Annotated in this window: 16 protein-coding genes and 3 pseudogenes; 11 read left to right on the top strand and 8 right to left on the bottom strand. The window is 41.3% G+C overall.

Features of this window, described 5'->3' with window-relative positions:
* Positions 1-9 precede the first annotated feature (9 nt).
* Both ACSLFW_RS10455 and ACSLFW_RS10450 read left to right on the top strand, forming a co-directional pair.
* Positions 10-1,146: a peptidylprolyl isomerase gene (locus tag ACSLFW_RS10455; protein ID WP_436555691.1), complete on the top strand. Its 1,137-nt coding sequence runs from the start codon at positions 10-12 to the stop codon at positions 1,144-1,146.
* A gap of 68 nt (positions 1,147-1,214) precedes the next feature.
* Positions 1,215-2,375 (top strand): annotated as a pseudogene (locus tag ACSLFW_RS10450) (peptidylprolyl isomerase).
* 50 nt (positions 2,376-2,425) lie between these two features.
* Here the strand turns inward: ACSLFW_RS10450 and ACSLFW_RS10445 are convergent.
* Positions 2,426-2,863 carry a hypothetical protein gene (locus tag ACSLFW_RS10445; protein WP_436555690.1) on the bottom strand — a complete coding sequence of 146 codons (438 nt, stop codon included), beginning with the start codon at positions 2,861-2,863 and terminating at the stop codon, positions 2,426-2,428.
* Positions 2,864-3,117: 254 nt separating this feature from the next.
* Between ACSLFW_RS10445 and ACSLFW_RS10440 the strand changes: the two genes are divergently transcribed.
* The 6 genes from ACSLFW_RS10440 (at position 3,118) to ACSLFW_RS10415 (ending at position 6,957) form a co-directional block, all read left to right on the top strand.
* Positions 3,118-4,575 (top strand): beta strand repeat-containing protein, encoded by a 1,458-nt coding sequence (locus ACSLFW_RS10440; RefSeq protein WP_436555689.1) that lies wholly within the window; start codon positions 3,118-3,120, stop codon positions 4,573-4,575.
* Complete coding sequence (locus tag ACSLFW_RS10435) at positions 4,544-5,131, top strand: hypothetical protein (RefSeq protein ID WP_436555688.1); 588 nt, start codon at positions 4,544-4,546, stop codon at positions 5,129-5,131. Before ACSLFW_RS10440 ends, ACSLFW_RS10435 begins: the two co-directional genes overlap by 32 nt.
* The gene (locus ACSLFW_RS10430; RefSeq protein WP_436555687.1) at positions 5,128-5,535 is read left to right on the top strand and encodes a right-handed parallel beta-helix repeat-containing protein; all 408 of its coding nucleotides are present in this window, start codon (positions 5,128-5,130) and stop codon (positions 5,533-5,535) included. The genes ACSLFW_RS10435 and ACSLFW_RS10430 overlap by 4 nt, the downstream gene beginning before the upstream one ends.
* Positions 5,466-6,116 carry a hypothetical protein gene (locus ACSLFW_RS10425; RefSeq protein ID WP_436555686.1) on the top strand — a complete coding sequence of 217 codons (651 nt, stop codon included), beginning with the start codon at positions 5,466-5,468 and terminating at the stop codon, positions 6,114-6,116. Before ACSLFW_RS10430 ends, ACSLFW_RS10425 begins: the two co-directional genes overlap by 70 nt.
* A 62-nt stretch (positions 6,117-6,178) precedes the next feature.
* Positions 6,179-6,445, top strand: coding sequence for a hypothetical protein (locus tag ACSLFW_RS10420; RefSeq protein ID WP_436557429.1), 267 nt, complete (start codon positions 6,179-6,181; stop codon positions 6,443-6,445).
* Positions 6,442-6,957: a T9SS type A sorting domain-containing protein gene (locus tag ACSLFW_RS10415; protein ID WP_436557428.1), complete on the top strand. Its 516-nt coding sequence runs from the start codon at positions 6,442-6,444 to the stop codon at positions 6,955-6,957. Before ACSLFW_RS10420 ends, ACSLFW_RS10415 begins: the two co-directional genes overlap by 4 nt.
* 79 nt (positions 6,958-7,036) lie before the next feature.
* Here the strand turns inward: ACSLFW_RS10415 and ACSLFW_RS10410 are convergent, their stop codons facing one another.
* A complete protein-coding gene (locus ACSLFW_RS10410) occupies positions 7,037-7,603 on the bottom strand; it encodes a GNAT family N-acetyltransferase (protein WP_436555685.1) in 567 nt (188 codons plus the stop codon).
* Positions 7,604-7,702: 99 nt separating this feature from the next.
* On the opposite strand from ACSLFW_RS10410, the gene ACSLFW_RS10405 reads away from it, so the two are divergent.
* Positions 7,703-8,155, top strand: coding sequence for a GNAT family N-acetyltransferase (locus ACSLFW_RS10405; protein ID WP_436555684.1), 453 nt, complete (start codon positions 7,703-7,705; stop codon positions 8,153-8,155).
* Between the two features lie 200 nt (positions 8,156-8,355).
* Here the strand turns inward: ACSLFW_RS10405 and ACSLFW_RS10400 are convergent.
* Positions 8,356-9,534: pseudogene (locus tag ACSLFW_RS10400) on the bottom strand (AIR synthase related protein).
* A gap of 82 nt (positions 9,535-9,616) precedes the next feature.
* Complete coding sequence (locus ACSLFW_RS10395) at positions 9,617-10,891, bottom strand: PDZ domain-containing protein (RefSeq protein ID WP_436557427.1); 1,275 nt, start codon at positions 10,889-10,891, stop codon at positions 9,617-9,619.
* A 288-nt stretch (positions 10,892-11,179) separates the two neighbouring features.
* Here ACSLFW_RS10395 and ACSLFW_RS10390 point away from each other — a divergent pair.
* Positions 11,180-12,372, top strand: a pseudogene (locus ACSLFW_RS10390) (pyridoxal phosphate-dependent aminotransferase).
* 66 nt (positions 12,373-12,438) lie between these two features.
* On the opposite strand, the gene ACSLFW_RS10385 reads toward ACSLFW_RS10390, so the two are convergent.
* From ACSLFW_RS10385 to ACSLFW_RS10370, 4 genes are all read right to left on the bottom strand, one after another.
* Positions 12,439-12,726, bottom strand: a complete 288-nt coding sequence (locus tag ACSLFW_RS10385; RefSeq protein ID WP_436555683.1) for a T9SS type B sorting domain-containing protein — start codon at positions 12,724-12,726, stop codon at positions 12,439-12,441.
* A 318-nt stretch (positions 12,727-13,044) separates the two neighbouring features.
* On the bottom strand, positions 13,045-16,704 hold the full coding sequence (locus tag ACSLFW_RS10380; RefSeq protein ID WP_436555682.1) for an immunoglobulin domain-containing protein: 3,660 nt from the start codon (positions 16,702-16,704) through the stop codon (positions 13,045-13,047).
* Complete coding sequence (locus ACSLFW_RS10375; RefSeq protein WP_436555681.1) at positions 16,664-18,259, bottom strand: hypothetical protein; 1,596 nt, start codon at positions 18,257-18,259, stop codon at positions 16,664-16,666. The genes ACSLFW_RS10380 and ACSLFW_RS10375 overlap by 41 nt, the downstream gene beginning before the upstream one ends.
* The gene (locus ACSLFW_RS10370; protein ID WP_436555680.1) at positions 18,189-19,028 is read right to left on the bottom strand and encodes a hypothetical protein; all 840 of its coding nucleotides are present in this window, start codon (positions 19,026-19,028) and stop codon (positions 18,189-18,191) included. The genes ACSLFW_RS10375 and ACSLFW_RS10370 overlap by 71 nt, the downstream gene beginning before the upstream one ends.
* A 290-nt stretch (positions 19,029-19,318) precedes the next feature.
* Here ACSLFW_RS10370 and folE point away from each other — a divergent pair, with 290 nt between their 5' ends.
* Complete coding sequence (folE, locus tag ACSLFW_RS10365; protein WP_436555679.1) at positions 19,319-19,990, top strand: GTP cyclohydrolase I FolE; 672 nt, start codon at positions 19,319-19,321, stop codon at positions 19,988-19,990.
* The last annotated feature ends 82 nt before the right edge of the window (positions 19,991-20,072 follow it).

Genomic DNA, 20,072 nt, shown 5'->3' with positions numbered 1-20,072 from the left:
TTACTAAGAATGAAAACTAAACTGATTTTATTTTTTGCATTAGCATTTACCCTTTTTTCGTGCAAAGATGACCACAGCGATCTGCCGGACGGGCTTTATGCCGTAATCGAAACTGTAAAAGGAGAAATAATCGTTCAACTCGAATATGAAAAAACGCCAGTTACTGTTGCGAATTTCGTTACGCTTGCAGAAGGAAAAAATACATTCGTAAAGCCTGAATACAAAGGAAAACCGTTTTACGACGGACTAAAATTTCACCGTGTAGTGATGAATTTCATGATTCAGGGAGGCGATCCTGAAGGTACAGGCGCAGGTGATACCGGCTATAAATTTAAGGATGAATTTACCGATTTGTCTCATGATAAGGCAGGAACTTTATCAATGGCGAATTCAGGTCCGAATACGAATAGCTCCCAGTTTTTTATTACGCATGTTCCGACAGAATATCTCGATGGCAGGCATACAGTTTTTGGCCATGTCGTTGGAAATGGTATGGAAACCGTCAATAAAATTGTACAGGATGACGGCATTATTTCTGTAAAAATTATCCGCAATGGCGAAAAGGCGAAGAAATTTGATGCTGTGAAAACCTTCAATAATTATTATACCGCAGAAGCCGAAAACCAGAAGAAACAAGCATCCCTTCAGCTTGAAAATGAAAAGAAAATGGCCGCTATTGAAGCTGAAAAAGAAAAAACGGAGTTGCTGAAATACAAAAAATTCATGGATGAAAAAGTGGCGTTATTTGCTGCCGCGAAGAGTTCAGGCTCTGAAACCAAAAGCGGTCTCATTTACAAAATCATCAAACAAGGCGCCGGCAAAAGACCTGAATACGGTCAAATGATGGACATCTGGTATGCCGGTTATTTTGAAAACGGTATGCTGTTTGATTCCAACATCGCTGATGTTGAAAAGAAATTCGGAAAATACAACGAACAAAAGGCGGCGCAAAAAGGGTATTCGCTGATGCAATTCAAGGCTGGCAACAAAGTTGGACTTGTTCCCGGACTTATAGAAGGATTGGAGAAAATGTCGCACGGAGACAAAGCGATATTTTTCATTCCGTCGGAATTGGGTTATGGTGAAGCCGGAAACTGTCCGATTAAACCCAATACCAACATGGTTTTTGAAATCGAAATTAAATAACAACAATAGGGAATAATCCTGAAAACCCGGCAAATTGCAAATCGAGTAAGGAATTTAAAACAAAAAAAATGAAATTTAAAGTAATATGTCTTTTGTTTTTAACAATGACATCTGGTATTTACGCGCAGAAAGCAAAAAAAGCTGCTGCTCCAAAAGTCACGACTGCAAAAAAAGCTTTGGAAGCAAAACCGGCAGCCGGTGATGGCCTTTTTGCAGAATTTGAAACTTCAAAAGGAAAAATCCTTGTACAATTGGAATACAAAAAAGCACCGGTAACGGTGGCGAATTTCGTTGCGCTTGCAGAAGGCAAAAACGATTTTGTGTCGTCACAATACAAAGGAAAACCATTCTACAACGGTCTTAAATTTCACCGCGTGATTGCCGATTTCATGATTCAGGGCGGCGATCCTCTCGGAACCGGTTCAGGAGATCCGGGCTATAAATTCAAAGATGAATTCAATGACGATAAATTTACAGGCCCGGAATTTTAGCAATGGCGAATTCAGGTCAGGCCACCAACGGAAGCCAGTTTTTCATCACGCACAAAGACACACCATGGCTCAATGGAAAGCACACCATCTTCGGACATGTTGTTACTGGTCAGGATGTTGTAAACGCTATCGCCCAGAATGATGTGATGGATAAAGTAACCATTATCAGAAAAGGCGCTGAGGCAAAAGCTTTCGACGCGCCAAAAGTATTCTCTGATTATTTCAACAACAAATCACATGAACCAAAAGATTGCTGACGAAAAAAAAAAGACTGAAGAAGCTAAGTTTGCTCCCGTAAAAGCGGCTAAACTCGCTGCTTTGAATAAAATAAAAGCGACAGGTACTACAACTGAATTCGGATTGACTTACAGCATCCAGAAAGGCAATGGCCAAAAACCTGCTGATGGTGCAACCGTTTACATTCATTATGCCGGATACCTTGAAGATGGAACATTGTTTGACAGCAGCTATGAAGAAGTCAGCAAACAATTCGGGAAATTTGACCAGGCACGTGCTGACCAAAAAGGTTATCAGCCATTCCCGTTTCAATATGGCAATAAAGGCGGATTGATTCCGGGATTTCTTGAAGGTATCAATTTGATGTCATTTGGCGACAAGGCAACTTTGTTTATTCCATCTAAACTCGGATATGGTGCAAGTGGCGCCGGAGGTATCATTCCACCAAATGCTAATCTTATTTTTGAGGTTGAACTGCTGGAGACGATGCCAGGAAATTAATTCAAATATGTAATATTGAAAAAGGCACGAAGATTATTTCGTGCCTTTTTTTATTTTTTAAACTTCCAGTCAAATTCGTCTTTATCGTTGATAATAGCACCGATTTCAAACTTCGTTACTTCTCCAAACTCAGTCTGAAGGATGATCCAGTTGTCTTCATTGAAATAATTTTCATAACTGTCGAAAGCTTCTAACGTCCATTTTTTAAGGCCGTTTTCTATCAGCATTGCTTTGGCTTTGCCAATTTCCATTCCGATAATCTTCTGTCCAAAGATTTCCAGATTATCATTTGAACCTATCAGATATCCTAACCTGAAACCTTCTTCCATATAAAAAGTAAGTCTCAGTTTTTTTGAATTATATAGAGCAACAAGGTTTTCTTCTTCATCCTTATATATTTTATCAGGCATTCCATAAATCGCGGTGACATTTTCCTGTTGCATTCCGAAAACCAATTGGTCGATTCCGAATTTTGGCGTTATTTTCATTTAAATTGGATTTTTGACAAAGATAAACCATCCAAATCTTTTTCAAATTTGAAATCAACAATTTCATTCCTTGTACAATTACACTATTATGTTACACAATTACCATTTATCTGATTTTCAATAATTTAATTGGCTTTTAATTAACGTTTGTTAACGAACCTTAAAGGTAACTTTAACGTACACACTTCAATAAACCTTTCTTAAAACCGAAATTAATTATGAAAAGAAACTCTACGATTCAAAAAATTGTTTGCTTGATCGCCTTCCTCTCGGGAACGTTGGCTGCAAACGCACAATTGGTAACCATGGGCCTCGATGACGGTTCAGCTGGTTCATTAAGAAGCCAAATTTCCGCGGCGGTAACCGGACAACTCATTCTTTTTGCTCCTGGTGTCAATAGCGTAACGCTTACAAATGGTCAGATTACGATTGACAAATCATTAACGCTTATTGGAAATGGCATTGGAACTACCGTGATAGATGGCAGCGACAACGGCAGAATTTTCCTTGTTACTGATGGATCAGTCTCCTTCACAGATTTAATTCTAACAAATGGAACCGCTGATAACGGTGGCGCTGTCTATGTATCAAATGCCTCTTTAACACTCACAAATGTTTCATTGCTTGGAAACGTTGCCAACGGCACATCCGGAAGTGGCGGCGCGCTTTACATTGGAACTGGTGCTTCGTTAAGTGCATTAAATTGTACGATTACAAATAATACCGCGAACCGTGCTGGTGGTGGTATTGAAGCAGTTGACGGAACATCTACTTCCCTTACAAACGTCAGCCTCAACAACAACAATGCAGGAACAGCACCAGCAACAGCTGCTCCCGGAAATGGTGGCGGATTGCACATAACCGGCAACGGAACTGCCACAATTACCGGCGGAACGGTCAACCAAAACAATGCTGCCGCAGAAGGTGGCGGTTTGTGGAATGGCACAGGTACGATGACCGTAAACGGAACAACTATCATTGGCAACAATGCATCAGGTGCCGCATCAGACAATGGTGGCGGTGGATTGTACAATCTTAATGGCGGAACACTTATCATCAGCAACGCCAATATTGCCGACAACGATGCGAATGGAACTTCAGGAAGTGGTGGTGGAATCTTAAACGATGTCGGCGCGACATTAACGGTTTCCAATACATTCATCACAGGGAACACATCAAACAGAGCCGGAGGCGGAATTGAAAATAATGCAGGTTTTGTTACATTAACAGGTGTGAATCTCAACGCAAATACAACTTTTACAAGTCCGGGAAATGGTGGCGGATTGCACATCACCGGCGCCGGAACTGCCCAAATTAATGGCGGAACTGTCAATACAAATTCAGCAGGAAATCAAGGCGGTGGATTATGGAATGGAACCGGAACGATGACGGTTGATGGTACAACGATTTCAGGAAATACGACTTCAGGTGCAGCTGCCAATCAAGGTGGTGGCGGAATTTACAATTTCAATGCCGGAACGCTTGTAGTATTAAATTCCTCAATCTCTAATAACGTTTCAAACGGAACTGCAGGAAGCGGCGGCGGAATTTTAAACGATGCCGGCGGACAACTTTCTGTTACTGACACTTCTATCACTGGAAACACGGCGATTCGTGCCGGTGGCGGAATTGAAGATAATTCAGGTACAAGTACAATCATTTTGGATAATGTAAACCTCAATGGAAATTCCGTATCGCGACATTCCGGGTAATGGCGGCGGATTACATATCACTGGTGGTGGAAGTGCGACAATCATTGACGGAACCGTAAACAATAACACAGCTTCTTCAGAAGGTGGCGGGCTATGGAACGGCACAGGAACAATGTTGATTACCGGAACTACTATCTCAGGCAACACAGCTTCAGGAATTGCAGCAGATCAAGGCGGTGGCGGAATTTACAACCTCAACGGAGGGACTCTAACCATTGAAACGGCTGTAATCAGCAATAATATTGCTAACGGAACTTTAGGCAGCGGCGGTGGAATCTTAAATGATGTTGGTTCACATCTTTCAGTCACAGACACAGAAATCAGCAGCAACACAGCTGTTCGCGCCGGTGGAGGAATCGAAGACAATTCTGGTTCAGGCACGATTGTTTTAGCTAACGTAAGCTTAAATGGAAATTCTGTATCAGGGCAGTTCCGGGTAATGGTGGCGGATTGCATATCACCGGTGGCGGAAGTGCAACAATTACAGGCGGAACCGTTAACAACAATACCGCTTCATCAGAAGGCGGCGGACTATGGAACGGTACCGGAACAATGACCGTTACCGGAACAACAATTTCCGGAAATAGCGCAGCCGGAGCCGGGGCAGATCAGGGCGGCGGCGGAATTTACAATCTTAACAGCGGTACTTTAAGTATTACAAATGCGACTATTACTGATAACGATGCCACAGGAACTTTAGGCAGCGGTGGCGGAATTTTGAATGATGTAGGTTCGCAGTTGACCGTAACCAATTCAGTAATTTCAGGTAATACAGCTGTTAGAGCTGGTGGTGGAATTGAAGATAATTCAGGCACAAGCACCATCATCCTTACCGATGTGACTTTAAATGGAAATTCCGTCTCACGTAGCCTCCGGGTAATGGAGGTGGATTGCACATCACAGGTGCAGGAAGTGCTACAATCACAGGCGGTACAGTCAACAACAATACTGCAACTTTAGAAGGTGGTGGTTTATGGAATGGCTCAGGAACAATGACCATTACAGATGTAGAAATTAACGGAAATACTTCGAGTGGTTCCGCAGCTGATGATGGCGGAGCCGGTGTTTTCAATACTGCAGGAACACTTAATATCAATGATTCTATAATTTCGAATAACAACGCGACAGGAACAAGCGGCAGCGGTGGCGGACTTTTCAGTCTGGCGGGAACTGTCACAGTTACAAACACTGTTTTCGATGGCAATTCAGCTAATCGTGCAGGTGGTGGCGTTGAAATTGTAGCCGGTGTATTTACCATGACCGATTCTGATTTGATTAATAATGACGTTGACGGAACTGCCGGAACTCCAAATCCGGGTAATGGTGGTGGATTGCACTTAACAGGTGTTGTAACGGCTACTATTACAGCGACAACAATCACAGGAAACGATGCGCGTCGCGAAGGCGGTGGCTTATGGAACCAGACCGGAAGTACGATGACAGTAACAACAAGTACAATCGACTCGAATACTGCAAGTGGTTCCGGAATGCAACACACGGCGGTGGAGGAATTTTCAATAATGGTGGAAGCCTTTCGTTAAGCAATTCAACAGTCTCAAATAATACTGCTGATGGAACTTTAGGAAACGGCGGCGGTATTCACGTGAAAAACGGAACTGTAGTTGTTTTATTGACAACAATTTCCGGAAATTCATCTTTGAATGATGGTGGTGGAATCTACAATAATGCAGCTTTAGACGTAAATGCTTCAACAATTGCAGATAATGCAGCGACAGCAAATGGCGGTGGAATAGCCAATAATTCCTCTTCAGTTGTGTTGAAAAACACTATTGTTGCTACCAATGCAGCAACAACCGGAATTGATCTTCAAACAACACAGGTTCTTATACTTCAAATGGATACAACCTGATTGGTCACGACACTGCAAATGTTTTCACCGCACAAACCGGTGACATAGAGGGTACAGTTACTGCTTTAAATCCACTTTTTGGAGAATTAGCAGCGAACGGAGGCTTAACATTTACGCACGCATTGCTCTTAAATAGTCCTGCTTACAATGCTGGCGACCCGAACGATAACTTTAATGACCAGAATGACCAATCTATTTTTGGTTCAAGAAGAGATATCGGAGCTTCAGAAGCGCAAACTGAACTTGGCGTTGAAAATATTGCAATAAAAACTAAAAGTACAATTTACCCAAATCCGTCTAATGGAATCATCAATGTGTCATTATCAAATGCACATGACTCTGAAACGACAGCTTCAATCGTCGAAGTCGGTTCAGGGAAAATTGTAAAAACTTTCAGCACCAACACATCAATGAATCAATTCAACATGGGTAACATCGCAGCCGGTGTCTACATCCTGAAACTCGATTCAGACAATTACACAGAAACTCACAAACTTGTGATAGGAAGATAAATTGGTTTGGTTAATTAGTGCAAAGGCCTCAGCAGAAATGTTGAGGCCTTTGTTTTATAATTTATTTTGTAGATTTTCTTTAGCACTTTCCTCCCACTCGTTTCTGAGAATACTTAATACAATGCTGTCGCGCCTTCCCTTCATAAGTAGGCATGTTATTGCGGAGGATCCCATCTACTTTGCATCCAATGCTTTTCATCGCCGCAATGCTCCTGGCATTGTTATTATCGGCACGAAATTCAACGCGTTCCATTCCCAGTGTTTCAAAAGCATACGTCAATAAAAGCATTTTACAATGTTTGTTTAATCCTGTTCCCTGAAAGTCTCCGCCATACCAGGTGTAACCTAATTGTAAGGTCTTGAATGGAAACTGTATGTCGTAAAACCTAGTGCTCCCGGCATACTTTTGTTGTTTTTTATCATAAATGATGAAAGGGAATTCCGTATGATTATTGCGTGCTTTAATAGCAATGTCGATATAATTTTCAAGGTTTTCTTTTCCGTTGGCACGAACAAGTGAATACTTCCAGATATCAGGTTCATTTATTGAAAAGTGCAATAAATTATCCAAATCGCTTCGTTGTAAAGGTCTCAGTTGAACGTAATCATCTTCTAGAATGAGATTCTGGTTAAAGTCGAAATTCATGTTTTTAGCGAAGGTACAGAATCCGCTTCTTAATGCAAACCGTATTATTTTTTAATTCTTATCAGGAAAAAATTATTTTTGTACGTTAAAATGAATAGGATGATTTTCAGGGAAGCAACTATAGATGATATAAGGCAAATTCAAATCGTAAGGAATTCCGTCACAGAAAACCCACTATCCAACCCGGATTTGGTGACCGATAAAGACTGCGAAATTTTTATGTTCGAAAGAGGCAGAGGCTGGGTTTGCGAGATTGACAAGACAATCGTCGGATTTGCTATCGCAGATTTAGTCGACAGCAACATCTGGGCATTATTCCTGCATCCCGATTTTGAAAAGAAAGGCATTGGCAGAAAACTCCACGACATGATGCTCGATTGGTATTTTTCAAAACAGGATTATGTTTGGCTCGGCACCGCTCCGGGAACAAGAGCAGAAATTTTCTACGAAAAATCTGGTTGGAGAAAAGCCGGGATGTATGGTAAGGAAACCAAATTTGAAATGACCTCAACCGAATGGCAGTCGGTTAAGTATCATAAATCCAACCTTTAAATTTCAGCCTTGAAGGCTCAAAATTCATGCAAAAAGGTCGAATTTTCTCCCTTTGACATTCAAAATTCAACCTTAAAGGTTCAATTTCCAGCCTCTGAGGTTGAATTTTCATGCTCAATGGTTTAATTCTCAACCTAAAAGGACGAAATTTGTCTTATTAGGCTATTATTTGATGCTGACGCATTTAATTAAATCTTGTGCTAATATTCAAAAGTTCCGTATTCGGATTCAATCGTAAGCTGTTTAGTTGCAGAAGCTTCCACCCTGCCCACAATTTTCGCATCCACACCAAATGATTTCGAAATATTGATGACGTCTTCTGCAGCACTTTCAGGAATATATAATTCCATGCGATGGCCGCAATTGAAAGCCTGGTACATTTCCTTCCAATCGGTTTTTGACTGCTCCTGATCAGCTTAAACAAAGGTGGAACCGGAAATAAATCGTCTTTTATAACGTGAAGATTATCAATAAAATGAAGAATTTTGGTCTGCGCGCCACCACTGCAATGCACCATTCCGTGTATGGTTTCAGAATTGTATTTTTCGAGTATTTTTTTGATGATTGGTGCGTAAGTACGCGTTGGTGAAAGCACGAGTTTTCCGGCATCAATCGGAGCATCTTCAACTTTATCAGTAAGCTTTATTTGTCCGGAATAAACCAATTCAGCAGGAACCGCAGCATCGAAACTTTCCCGGATACTTTTCCGCAAGGTACTTTTCAAAAACATCATGACGTGCAGACGTTAACCCATTGCTGCCCATACCGCCATTATAATCTTTCTCATACTCAGCCTGACCGAACGAGGCCAGACCAACAATCACATCGCCGGCCTGAATATTGGCATTATCAATCACATCGGCTCTTTTCATCCTTGCCGTTACGGTAGAATCTACAATAATAGTACGCACAACATCGCCTACATCGGCAGTCTCACCGCCCGTTGAATGTATCGTGACACCGAAGTTTTTCAATTCCGCAATCAACTCTTCAGTTCCGTTGATGATGGCCGAAATCACTTCTGCCGGAATGAGGTTCTTATTCCTTCCAATTGTAGATGAAAGCAAAATATTATCCGTCGCACCCACACACAGCAAGTCGTCAATATTCATGATTAAGGCATCTTGTGCTATGCCTTTCCAGACAGCAATATCACCGGTTTCTTTCCAGTACATATAAGCCAAAGACGACTTTGTACCTGCACCGTCGGCATGCATGATGAGGCAATGGTTGTCGTCGTTAGTAAGGAAATCGGGGATTATTTTGCAGAAAGCTTTCGGAAACAGTCCTTTATCGATGTTTTTTATAGCATTATGAACGTCTTCTTTGGATGCAGAAACACCGCGAAGTGCATATCTTTTGCTGTTGTCGGAACTCATAAATCTTGTTGTGTTGTTGTCGGGCAAAGGTAACATTAAAGGTTTAAAATTTAAAGCTTAATGTTTAAAGTTTACCAAACACTCACAATATGTTCTCAAGCCTGAATTTGTATTTGATGACAGTACTTTTCCGATCTACTTCGAGCACGATGTTACGGCCGGCTTCAGATTTGAGTATTTCGTTGATGTCCTGCAAGGAATATTTATAACTTTGAACACCATTGATAGCAATCAGGACATCACCGCTTTTGAGTCCGATTTTATCGGCAGGAGAATTTTTCCTGACCGATACGATTTCATAAACCGGCTTTAATTCAAATTTATACTTCATCTCAAGCGGCGCAGATCCAAAATCGATTTTCACGGTATTGGCACTCGAATTATTGTCAATCCTTTCGGCTTGCACCCATTGCAATCCGGCATGATGCAGCACGATTCCGCTCATGTTATAATGAAATGGATCGTCAAAATCCTTATTTTTACGCAGGTACAGTTGCTTCTCTTTGTAATCGAATACGACCGAAAATCTCCTGAAAATTTCACCTCCGATAGAACCAAGTCGTTTATCAACCATTTTTACATTTTTTATGGAAAGCGTGTCAGGAAATGCAACCAAAGGCTTTTCAAACTCAAAATTGCTGATTGCAAAATTATAGATACGGGCTTTTTTTCCGAAGATATCTCCGCTAAAACCACGGCCGAGAAAATCCTCGAAGTTTTTTTCAGGCACAGCAATTGCACTGCTCCTGTTTTGAAAAAGCCAAACCGCATCACTGTTTCCGGTATCAAGTAATAGTTTTGCCGGAATTGGCTGTTCGTTCATTCCGACTTCTGAACTGATATAGGGTTTGCATTTTTCGATTGTAATCGGATATGATTTGTAACCGTTGATGATTTTTTCTTTATCTAGTTTTCGCGGGTTGTACACGTATAACTTCTTCCTGATATAATCAATTTTCACAAAATTATTCTCAAAAAAATGGTAACCGATAATGCCGTTAACAACTACACCAAGACTGGAGGAAAAATTAAATGTTTCGTCAAGAATTACCAATATTTCCTGATTCTTGCATTCAAGCCCGTGAAGTGATAAGGTATTTTTCTTGGATTTCAGGCCTTCGACAGCATCCTGTGTACCCAAACCCCTCAGCATAATTCTTTCGGTATTGTATAACTGGACTTCGTCATTTTCCCTGAGGCTGAACAAAATTGTTTCTTCTACGCCAGTATCCAACAGAAAATTCAGCTTGATGCCATTTACCTCAATGGGAAAAATAATCAGGTTATTGACCAGTTCGAATGGAATTGCAACCTTTTTTTTATTAGATGTAAATATAAATGCATCCTGCGCTGATATGCAGGTTCAGCAAAATATCAAACATACTGTCAACAGAAAGGTTTTCATTGCAAATTTTTATTAAAATTATAAAATAATGCTGATATAATGACAAATTCTCAATGAAATTCATAGCAATAGCAATGGCAAGTTCAATATCAAAAATCAGTATTAAATTTCAAATCTCTTTCACTATATAATTTTTACAATTGATTTTGAAATTGATACTGATATTGAAAGTTGAAATTTTAAAAGATTTGGCGCTCTATGAAAAAAGTTGCAATTTTGTGACACTTAAAAAAGAAAAACATGCCGAAAATTTCAAATAAAGGAAAACAGATGCCGGAATCGCCAATAAGGAAACTGGTTCCGTATGCAGATATCGCAAAGAAAAAAGGAAATAAAGTATACCACCTGAATATCGGCCAGCCTGATATCAAAACGCCTGAAGTTGCGATGAATTCCATCAAAAATCTTGACATCAAGGTTTTGGAATACAGTCATTCTGCCGGTTTTGAAAGTTATCGCGTGAAGCTTTCGCAGTATTACAAAAACCACGGACTTCCGATTGATGTTGCTGATATTATCATTACAACAGGAGGTTCTGAAGCTTTGCTTTTTGCGATGGGAAGTACTATGGATGCTGATGACGAAATCATTATCCCGGAGCCTTTTTATGCTAACTATAACGGATTTTCAACTGCGTCCGGCGTAAAAGTTGTGCCTGTGATTTCAACTATTGATACCGGTTTTGCTTTACCTCCCGTTGCTGATTTTGAAAAATTGATTACGCCAAAAACCAAGGCAATCCTGATTTGTAATCCGGGAAATCCAACAGGATATTTATATTCAAAAGAAGAAATGGAGCAACTGGCAGCTTTGGTAAAAAAACACGATTTATTCCTTATTGCTGATGAAGTTTACCGCGAATTCACTTATGATGGTGACATTCATTATTCGGTAATGAACATTCCCGGACTTGAAGAAAATGCCATCATGATTGATTCTGTTTCTAAAAGATATAGTATGTGTGGCGCCAGAATCGGTTGCATAGTTTCAAAGAATAAAGAAGTTATGGCTACTGCGATGAAATTCGCGCAGGCAAGATTGAGTCCGCCTACATTTGCCCAGATTGCCAGCGAAGCTGCCTTAGAAACACCTCAGAGTTATTTTGATGAAGTCATTACCGAATACAGAGACAGAAGGGATACGCTTATATCTGAATTGAAAAAAATCGAAGGCGTGAAAGTTGGAAGCCCGAAAGGTGCCTTTTATTGTATCGCACAATTGCCGATTGACAATGCCGATAAATTTGCGCAATGGCTTCTTGAATCTTATGATTTGAATGGTGAGACCGTGATGGTTGCACCAGCTGCCGGATTTTATTCCACCCTGGCGTTGGATTGAATGAAGTGCGTATTGCTTATGTGTTGAAGAAAGAAGACCTCATTAAAAGTGTCGCCATCCTTAAAGATGCGATTGCGGCTTATAATAAATTGTAAACCTTATTGTACTATAAAAAGAGCTTCTCAAATGAGAAGCTCTTTTGTTTATGATTATTGCAGCGTTTATCGTTTAATAGCGAAGTGTGCTTTGAATTCTTTTGTAATGCCTTGCTCAGAATATTTCACCAGGAACCAGTAATCGTCGGCGATCATTGGCTTACCGTTGAAAGTTCCATCCCAGCCTGTACCGGTTGAGCTGATTTCTTTCAACAGTTTACCGAAACGGTCAAAAATGAAGATTTTAGTATCCGGTTGGTTCTTCAACGTAGTGATATTCCATGTATCATGGTAACCATCGCCATTCGGTGTGAAATATTTCGGATAATCAACAATTGTAAGATCTTTTGGCACGCTATGACATGCTTTCTTATCACGTGCATGAACCGTATGATGGCCACTTTCGTCAAAGTTAATTAATGTTCTTACACCCGTAAAGGTATTGCTATCCTGATATGGTCCGTCATCAAGGCTATATTCATATTCACCCGGAGGATCGACAGTAACTACAACCGTTGCATTATCATCGAAATAGCCTGTGATTACATCTGCAGAAAGAATCCTTATAGGTTGGATTGAAGAGACAATCGGAGCTGTAGCAGAACGTGTACATCCCGTAAGAACACTCGTAATTTTAATTTTATAAATACCAATAGTATCAGCTACTATGCTTCAACAGGTTTCAGTCGGGATTACTACATCATCTAAAGACCATTCAAATGTAAACTGACCGTCATTTGCATAACCGCTGTCTAATTTAAAAGTCCTTGTAACAGTATTGGTATCCGGAGCAATACATATATATCCATCCTGAGGAAGTTTCGGATCAGGCAATTCCGTAACATTTATTGTAGCTACAGTATTTGGTTCACCCACTAAAGATTTGGTACAAACCGGAGTGTCATTTGTGGCAACACTGATCAATGTATATGTTGCAGAAGTTTCCAATACGCCTGTAGGAAGTATTGCGCTTCCTGATGGGGAAAGGATGATGGTCAATTCTTCGCCACCATTGATGGTATAAGTTACAATAGCATTAGGCGTTCCTGTGAAAATCACGTCAGCGGCCTGGCCTTCACAAATATTTTGTTCAAGACCTTCTTTAATCGTTGCTTCCGGAAGTGGATTGACAATCAAATAAACTGTAGCAGATGTTACAGAAGGGCAAGACGGACTGCTTACCACAACATAATAATTACCACTATCAGTTAGCTGTGACGTCGTATTGCCATAACTGGCAAGGTCGCCGCCTGTCGTCATGATTGGCGCACCATTGAAATACCATCTATAAGTAAGGTTGTTGCCTGTTGCTCCAACGGTGAAGTCAAAGCCATCGCCAAGACAAATGATTCTCGAAACAGGCTGTGTTACAATTACCGGAGCAACATTTACTACAACCACAGCAGGATTAGAAACCACCGGCGGACATGAAGAAACACTATTGCTTACAAAACATGTGTAAGTTCCGGCATCACTTAATACAGATGTTCCTATGGTTAATGTGCTTGATGTAGCGCCTGGCTTGTCGACACCATTTTGTTGCCATTGGTATACAAGATTGGTTCCGGTTGCAGTAACGCTGAGCGTAATCATTTCGCCTTCACAAATTGTCATACCGACTGGTTGGGTAAGAATAACAGGTTGCTTGTTTACAGTTACATGGACAGTATTTGAAGTCACAGGAGGCGCACAAGTTCCACCTACAATAACATAATAATCATTATCATCAGGAAGATTTTGCGAGGAATTTACTGTATAATCTGCATTAACAGCACCCGAAATCAACACGCCGCCTCTGTACCATTGGTAAGTCGGATTCGTGCCCGAAGCCACAACGCTTAAAGTAAAAGGTTCTAACTCACACAAGGTTACAGCTGTTGGCTGTGTGTCAATAGCTATTTTTTCATTCACCACAACCACAGCGTTATCAGAGAGTACAGTTTCATTACAGTCATTAGTTACCTCCAGATAGTAAGTTGCCCCATCAGCCAACGTAGCCGGATTAATTATCAGGGTAGAATTGGTCTCTCCTGGCAATTGTGTAGTAGTATCTTTAAACCATTGAAAGTGAAGTCCGTCTCCGGTAACAGTCGCAGAGATTGTAATCTGATCATCCTCGCATACCGTACTTCCCTGAGGTTGTGTAGTTATTGCAATCGGATCAGGAACCAACAGGCTTGAAGGCTGTGAAGTTACCGTACCACAAGTGTTGGTTATTACAACAGTGTAGTTACCAATGTCTGCGGTAGACGGGGTTGCAATTGTATAAGTATTCTGATCGTTACCGGCAATAGGTTGGTTATTATTGTCATACCATTGGTAATGAATATCAGTTCCCGTAGCTGCAACAGTGAAGATTGCAGGACTGTTCGGACAAACCGAAGTTTGAGCTGCCGGTTGCGTGACAATTACTGGTAAATCAACAATACCGATTGTAATTGATTGCGATAAGGAATTGATACACTGAACAGTTCCGCTGCTGGTTATATTGACAAGTGTGTAAGTCTGTGAGCAGGCAGGGGTCGTAAACGTAGCATTTCCTGATGCATCCAACAATACCGGCGGATAAACCGTATTTGCGCTGTCGGTATAATTAACAGTGGCATTAGGTGTTCCGTTTATCGTTAATGAAGGGCTCGTTCCGGCGCATATCGGGTTGACCGCCGCCGTGAAAGTATTTACAACCGGTAATGGGCTAACCGTCACAGAAGCCGATACGCTCAACGCTTTTGAACACGAAGGCGTGCTGTTGCTCGTAATATTTGTCAAATTTAAAGTTGCAGTTCCGGAAAGACCAGTCAAATCTATCGGAGCCGTACCCGCTGCATCCAAAATCACAGAACCAGTAGCTGCGCCGTTGTAATCAACTGTAGCGCCCGGATTTCCGCTGATGACAAAATGTGCAGTATCCGAAGCACAAATTACAGGATTGGTAATACTAACAGTAGCATCAGGCAAACCAACTGTAATCGTGATATCGTTTCCGGGAGGGAAAGGTATACTGCAAACCGGCACGGTATTGCTTTCAACTTTTACAAGCTCATAAGTCGTATCATATTGTAATGTCGCCGGATAGGAATAATTTCCTGACGCGTCTAACTGAACTGTTACATTATTATTTGCTCCGTTCGTATCTGAAACATTGAAAGTTACAAATGAGTCAGCCGTCCCTGAAAAATTAATATTTGTACTTGCATTGGTGCAAATTGATGACGATGGCGTCACAAATCCTACTGACGGTAACGCATAAACTGTTAGCGTGAGCGAATCTGTAGCACATTCAATACCGTCATTTTTCTTAATAACTGTATAAGTATAAGTTCCGGCTACAGAAGGCGAAGGCACATTCATCGGATTTTGAGCCGTTGAGGCAAAACCTTCTGGTCCAGACCATTCAAAAGTTGGCATGCTGTCATCCGGACTTACGGTCGCAGTCAGGTTGAAAGATGTTCCCTGACAAATGGCAAAATCATTCGTAGCATTCACTGTACAGGCAGTATCCCTAAATACCCGGAAAGGACTCGGCGATGTCGAAGTAGTGACATATTGCGGGCAGTCAGGCGTAGCAGCAACTGTATAAGTTATGATATAATCTCCCGGTGTGGTTTGCGTAAGATCAACTTCACCCGTAACAGGGTCAATGGTAATCGACTGTGGCGGAGTTGCTGTCGGATCGACCGGAGCAGCACTATAAACACCTCCCGTTGTCAAATCTGTAGAACCAATAACCGGAACCGGATGACCGCCCACATAATAAGTAGCATCAGGATAAGATATAGAGCCTGCAGGCTGGGCCGCATCTATTACAAATGAACGAATATTGGCGCAACTTGTTCCGGATACAAGATCAGTAATCCTTACCCATATCGTTTTAGGCAACGCTGCAGCTGTAGCCACTACATAATCATTGATAGAGCCATATGTTGTAAAAATGTCATTGCTGCCGTAATCTTTAGCAGATTGCTCATCTTCATAATAAAGAATCTCATAACTCGAAGCGGGTGCCCCGTTAAGAATATAGGTATCCTGATTAATGTTGAAATGAAATGGCGCAGCATTCGTACACATGAATACGCTAGGTTTCGGATCTAAAACAGCTAATGCCGGTTCGACGCTAACTGAAAATGAATCAGAAGGCTTTGGAGTGACGATAGTATTGTCGCATTTTGTATAAGATACTTCAACAGTATAATTCGCAGGCGTTGAAACGGCAGGACAGGCTTGAATTGAATTTTCAGTACTGACTACAACACCATTTTGGTCTTTCCATTCAACAGATACCAAATCCTGACTAACCGGCCGGAAGAAACCTCCATGCTTCGTTGTTCGCATCCCAGTTACCCGTATTTCTTCCTGGAGGAGTGACCGCTTTTAAACCGGTAGCATCTAAAATACCGATGACCCCTACACCACCCTGCCAAGGTTGGTAGTGCTTTCTTCTTTTGACATAAACTTCAATGATATTGGTTGTTTCATGCAATACGATTTGTGTTGTCTGGAGGCCAGCAGATGCACTTTGGCTACCTCGATATTGAGGCAATTCATTGAAATTCGCAACAAAATACCTGTTTGGCGCAATACCCTGAACATAATAGTTTACATTTTGTACCAACGGATCTGTTACACCACCGTCGTTCCCAACTGGACGGATATCTGTATCCTGATATACACCAAAAACACCGTTTTTTATCACAAAAGTACTACTAGGTATTGTTCCATTTAGAGCATAAGGGCAATATTTAAGCGGCGAACCTGTAGGAAGTTCCGGATCAGGACAAGCATCGGGCCATACTGGGTTAGGAGCACCTGCATAGGTTTGTGCACCTGAAATATCAAATGTAATTACACCATTAGTTCCTACCCTTACCTGATTGTAAGTAACGCCATAAAAACAAAAATTAAATGGCATCGTATAGGGTTTTGTCCAGGCGTCATCACACGGCGCATTTAAAATTGTACCACCTGTGTAATCATATAAATTCTGATAAGGTGTCGAGATAACATGATATGCCGATGTATCCCTGAGGTTGTAATAACTGGCCGTAAGCTGTGTACAATCGCCAGGCGTACAAACCGCAATTGGGTCTTCTATCTCGATTTCAGCCTTTGTATTTTGCGTACATGCAATAGTACTGTTCACCAAAACCGTTGCAGAATCCGAAAGCGTGTTCGAACATAGTGGTGATGCAATTGAGCCATTGGTCAAAGTAAAGGTATTTGTAACACTGACAAAAGGAGTATAAGTTGCCTGACCGCTGGCGTCAAGCGTCACACTGTAACTTCCAACAGTTGGCGCAGAAGTGAAATTGATAACAGCGTTCGGCGTTCCCTTGAACTTAAGCGTTACCGAATAACCAGGGCATATTGCCGTAAACGGCGCACTGACTTCAGCATAAACCCCAACATATACTGTTGCAACGCCCGCTTGCGGTTGTTCACAGACACTAGTACCTGTTCCCGAAGAAACCGAAATCAGGTTGTAATTAAAAACACCGGCAACCGTTGTAGGTACCGAAACTGTAACGGAGTCTCCTGTTGTTGTAGTAATAGTTTGATCCTGGACCATTATTGACATTATAAGTAAAAGTGTAAGGCCCGTTCCGTCTGCGCCGGTAAATGTAACAGTCGGATTTGGCGCACCAACACATACTGTATTAGATGAAGGTGTAACAGTTGCCGTTGGCAGCTTGTTTACAGTAATGGCGGCGCTTCCTGTCTGTACCTGCGAACAACCACTCACGCCGGCATAAGAAACGCCCGTAAGATTATAAGTAAAAGTTCCTGAAACATTCGTGCTTACCGGAATATTGACACTATTAAGATAAGTGGTAATTGTTTGGGTCGGAACTGTTATTGACGTTATAAGTAAAAGCATAAGGAGGCTCACCGCCTGTTCCTGTAAAAGTAATGTTAGGCTTATCATCGTTCATACAAACGGTTGCAGTTCCTGAAACTGCGGCACTTGGAATACCGAAAACCTTAACGGTAGCAGTAGAGGACTGAACCTGTTCGCAGGTACCGCCGCTTGAAATCTTTACAATTTTATAAGCGAAAGTCCCTGGTGTACCTGTCGGAACTGAAACATTAACGCTATTGGTATTAACAGTCGAAACCGTTATCTCCGAACCATTATTAATGGTATAAGTAAAAGTATACGGAATGAGTCCGCCTGTACCTGTAAAAGTAACCTCCGAAGCCAAGGCATTAATGCAAACAGTAATACTACCTGTAGCTGCAGCCGTCGGAAGCGGTTTAACCGTTACGGTTGCCGTTTGTGCTTGCGCCTGACTGTCTCCAGGATTTGTTCCGAAAGCAACATTGGTCAAATTGAAGTCAAAAACACCATCAACAGACGTATCTACAGTAACAGTCACACTATCACCCGTGGTAGTAGTAACGGTAATATCCTGGACCACTGTTGATATGATACGTGAAAGTATACGGTGCCGTTCCGTTAAAACCGGTAAAAGTAACTTCAGCAGTCCCATTCTGGCAAACAGTCGGGTCGTTGTCGTTACTGTAGCGGTAGGTAAAAATGCACCTGCAGACAAAATACTGTTGTCTTTTACAAAACTGTCATTTAACAGTAAAGTATTGGCATTCAGCGTACTTAAAAACAGTGCAAATATTAATAAAAGTAAGTTTTTTAACTTCATTTCGGAGGATTTTTAAAGATGCGAAATTTACAAAAAAATCATAAACATTTAACCCAAAATTCTTTTTTAACTTAATAGCTGTTAAATGTTATTTAACATACAACAGCTGAGATTGCTTTTACCCTCATCGTTTTTTGATTTTTTTTTCGTTTTGTAAAAAAATCAGGTCAATCCTTTATTTTCGGGCATTCAAGCTGATTATTTTATTTGCAAAACGATAGAATTTCTTTGCGTTTTATTAATTATCTTTGTGCGAGAAAAAAAATCGCCACTACAGGCCAATAGCATTTATGAATAAAAACGAAGATTTTTCAGACGAAATTGGCGATGACCACATCGCTTCAGGCGCCACAAACCCGATTCGCGAGGACGCTTTCGAACTTTCAGACGAACAAAAGATAGAATCTATTAAAAAGGATGTCGAAAATATCCTGAAAACTTTGGGGATGGATATGACAGACGACAGCCTCAAAGGCACGCCGAACCGCGTGGCGAAAATGTTTGTGAAGGAAATTTTTGGCGGACTCAATCCCAGCAAAAAACCAAAAGCATCAACGTTCGATAACAACTACAAATACGGCGAAATGCTCGTCGAAAAGAACATTACCCTCTACTCCACCTGCGAACATCATTTGCTGCCGATTATCGGCCGGGCACATATCGCTTACATTTCTAACGGAAAAGTCGTAGGTTTATCCAAGATGAACCGCATTGTCGATTATTATGCGAAAAGGCCGCAGGTGCAGGAACGCCTTACGATGCAGATTGTTCAGGAAATGCAGCGCGTGCTGAATACAGAAGACGTTGCGTGCGTGATTGACGCGAAGCATTTGTGCGTGAATTCAAGGGGAATCCGCGATATTGAAAGCAGTACGGTCACTTCAGAATTCGGTGGAAAATTCAAAGACGAGACAACCAGACGCGAATTTTTGGATTACATCAAAATGGAAACAAGATTTTAATTTAAAGCAGACTGCCCTAGCCCCGATAGGAGCAAGTAGCTTTTTTGGCCGGGGTTCGGCCGAAAAACTACTGCGGATAGCG

Origin of the sequence: Flavobacterium sp. 3HN19-14, from assembly GCF_051373205.1 — a bacterium.
Classification (GTDB): domain Bacteria; phylum Bacteroidota; class Bacteroidia; order Flavobacteriales; family Flavobacteriaceae; genus Flavobacterium.
This window is presented reverse-complemented; position numbering and strand designations above follow the sequence as displayed.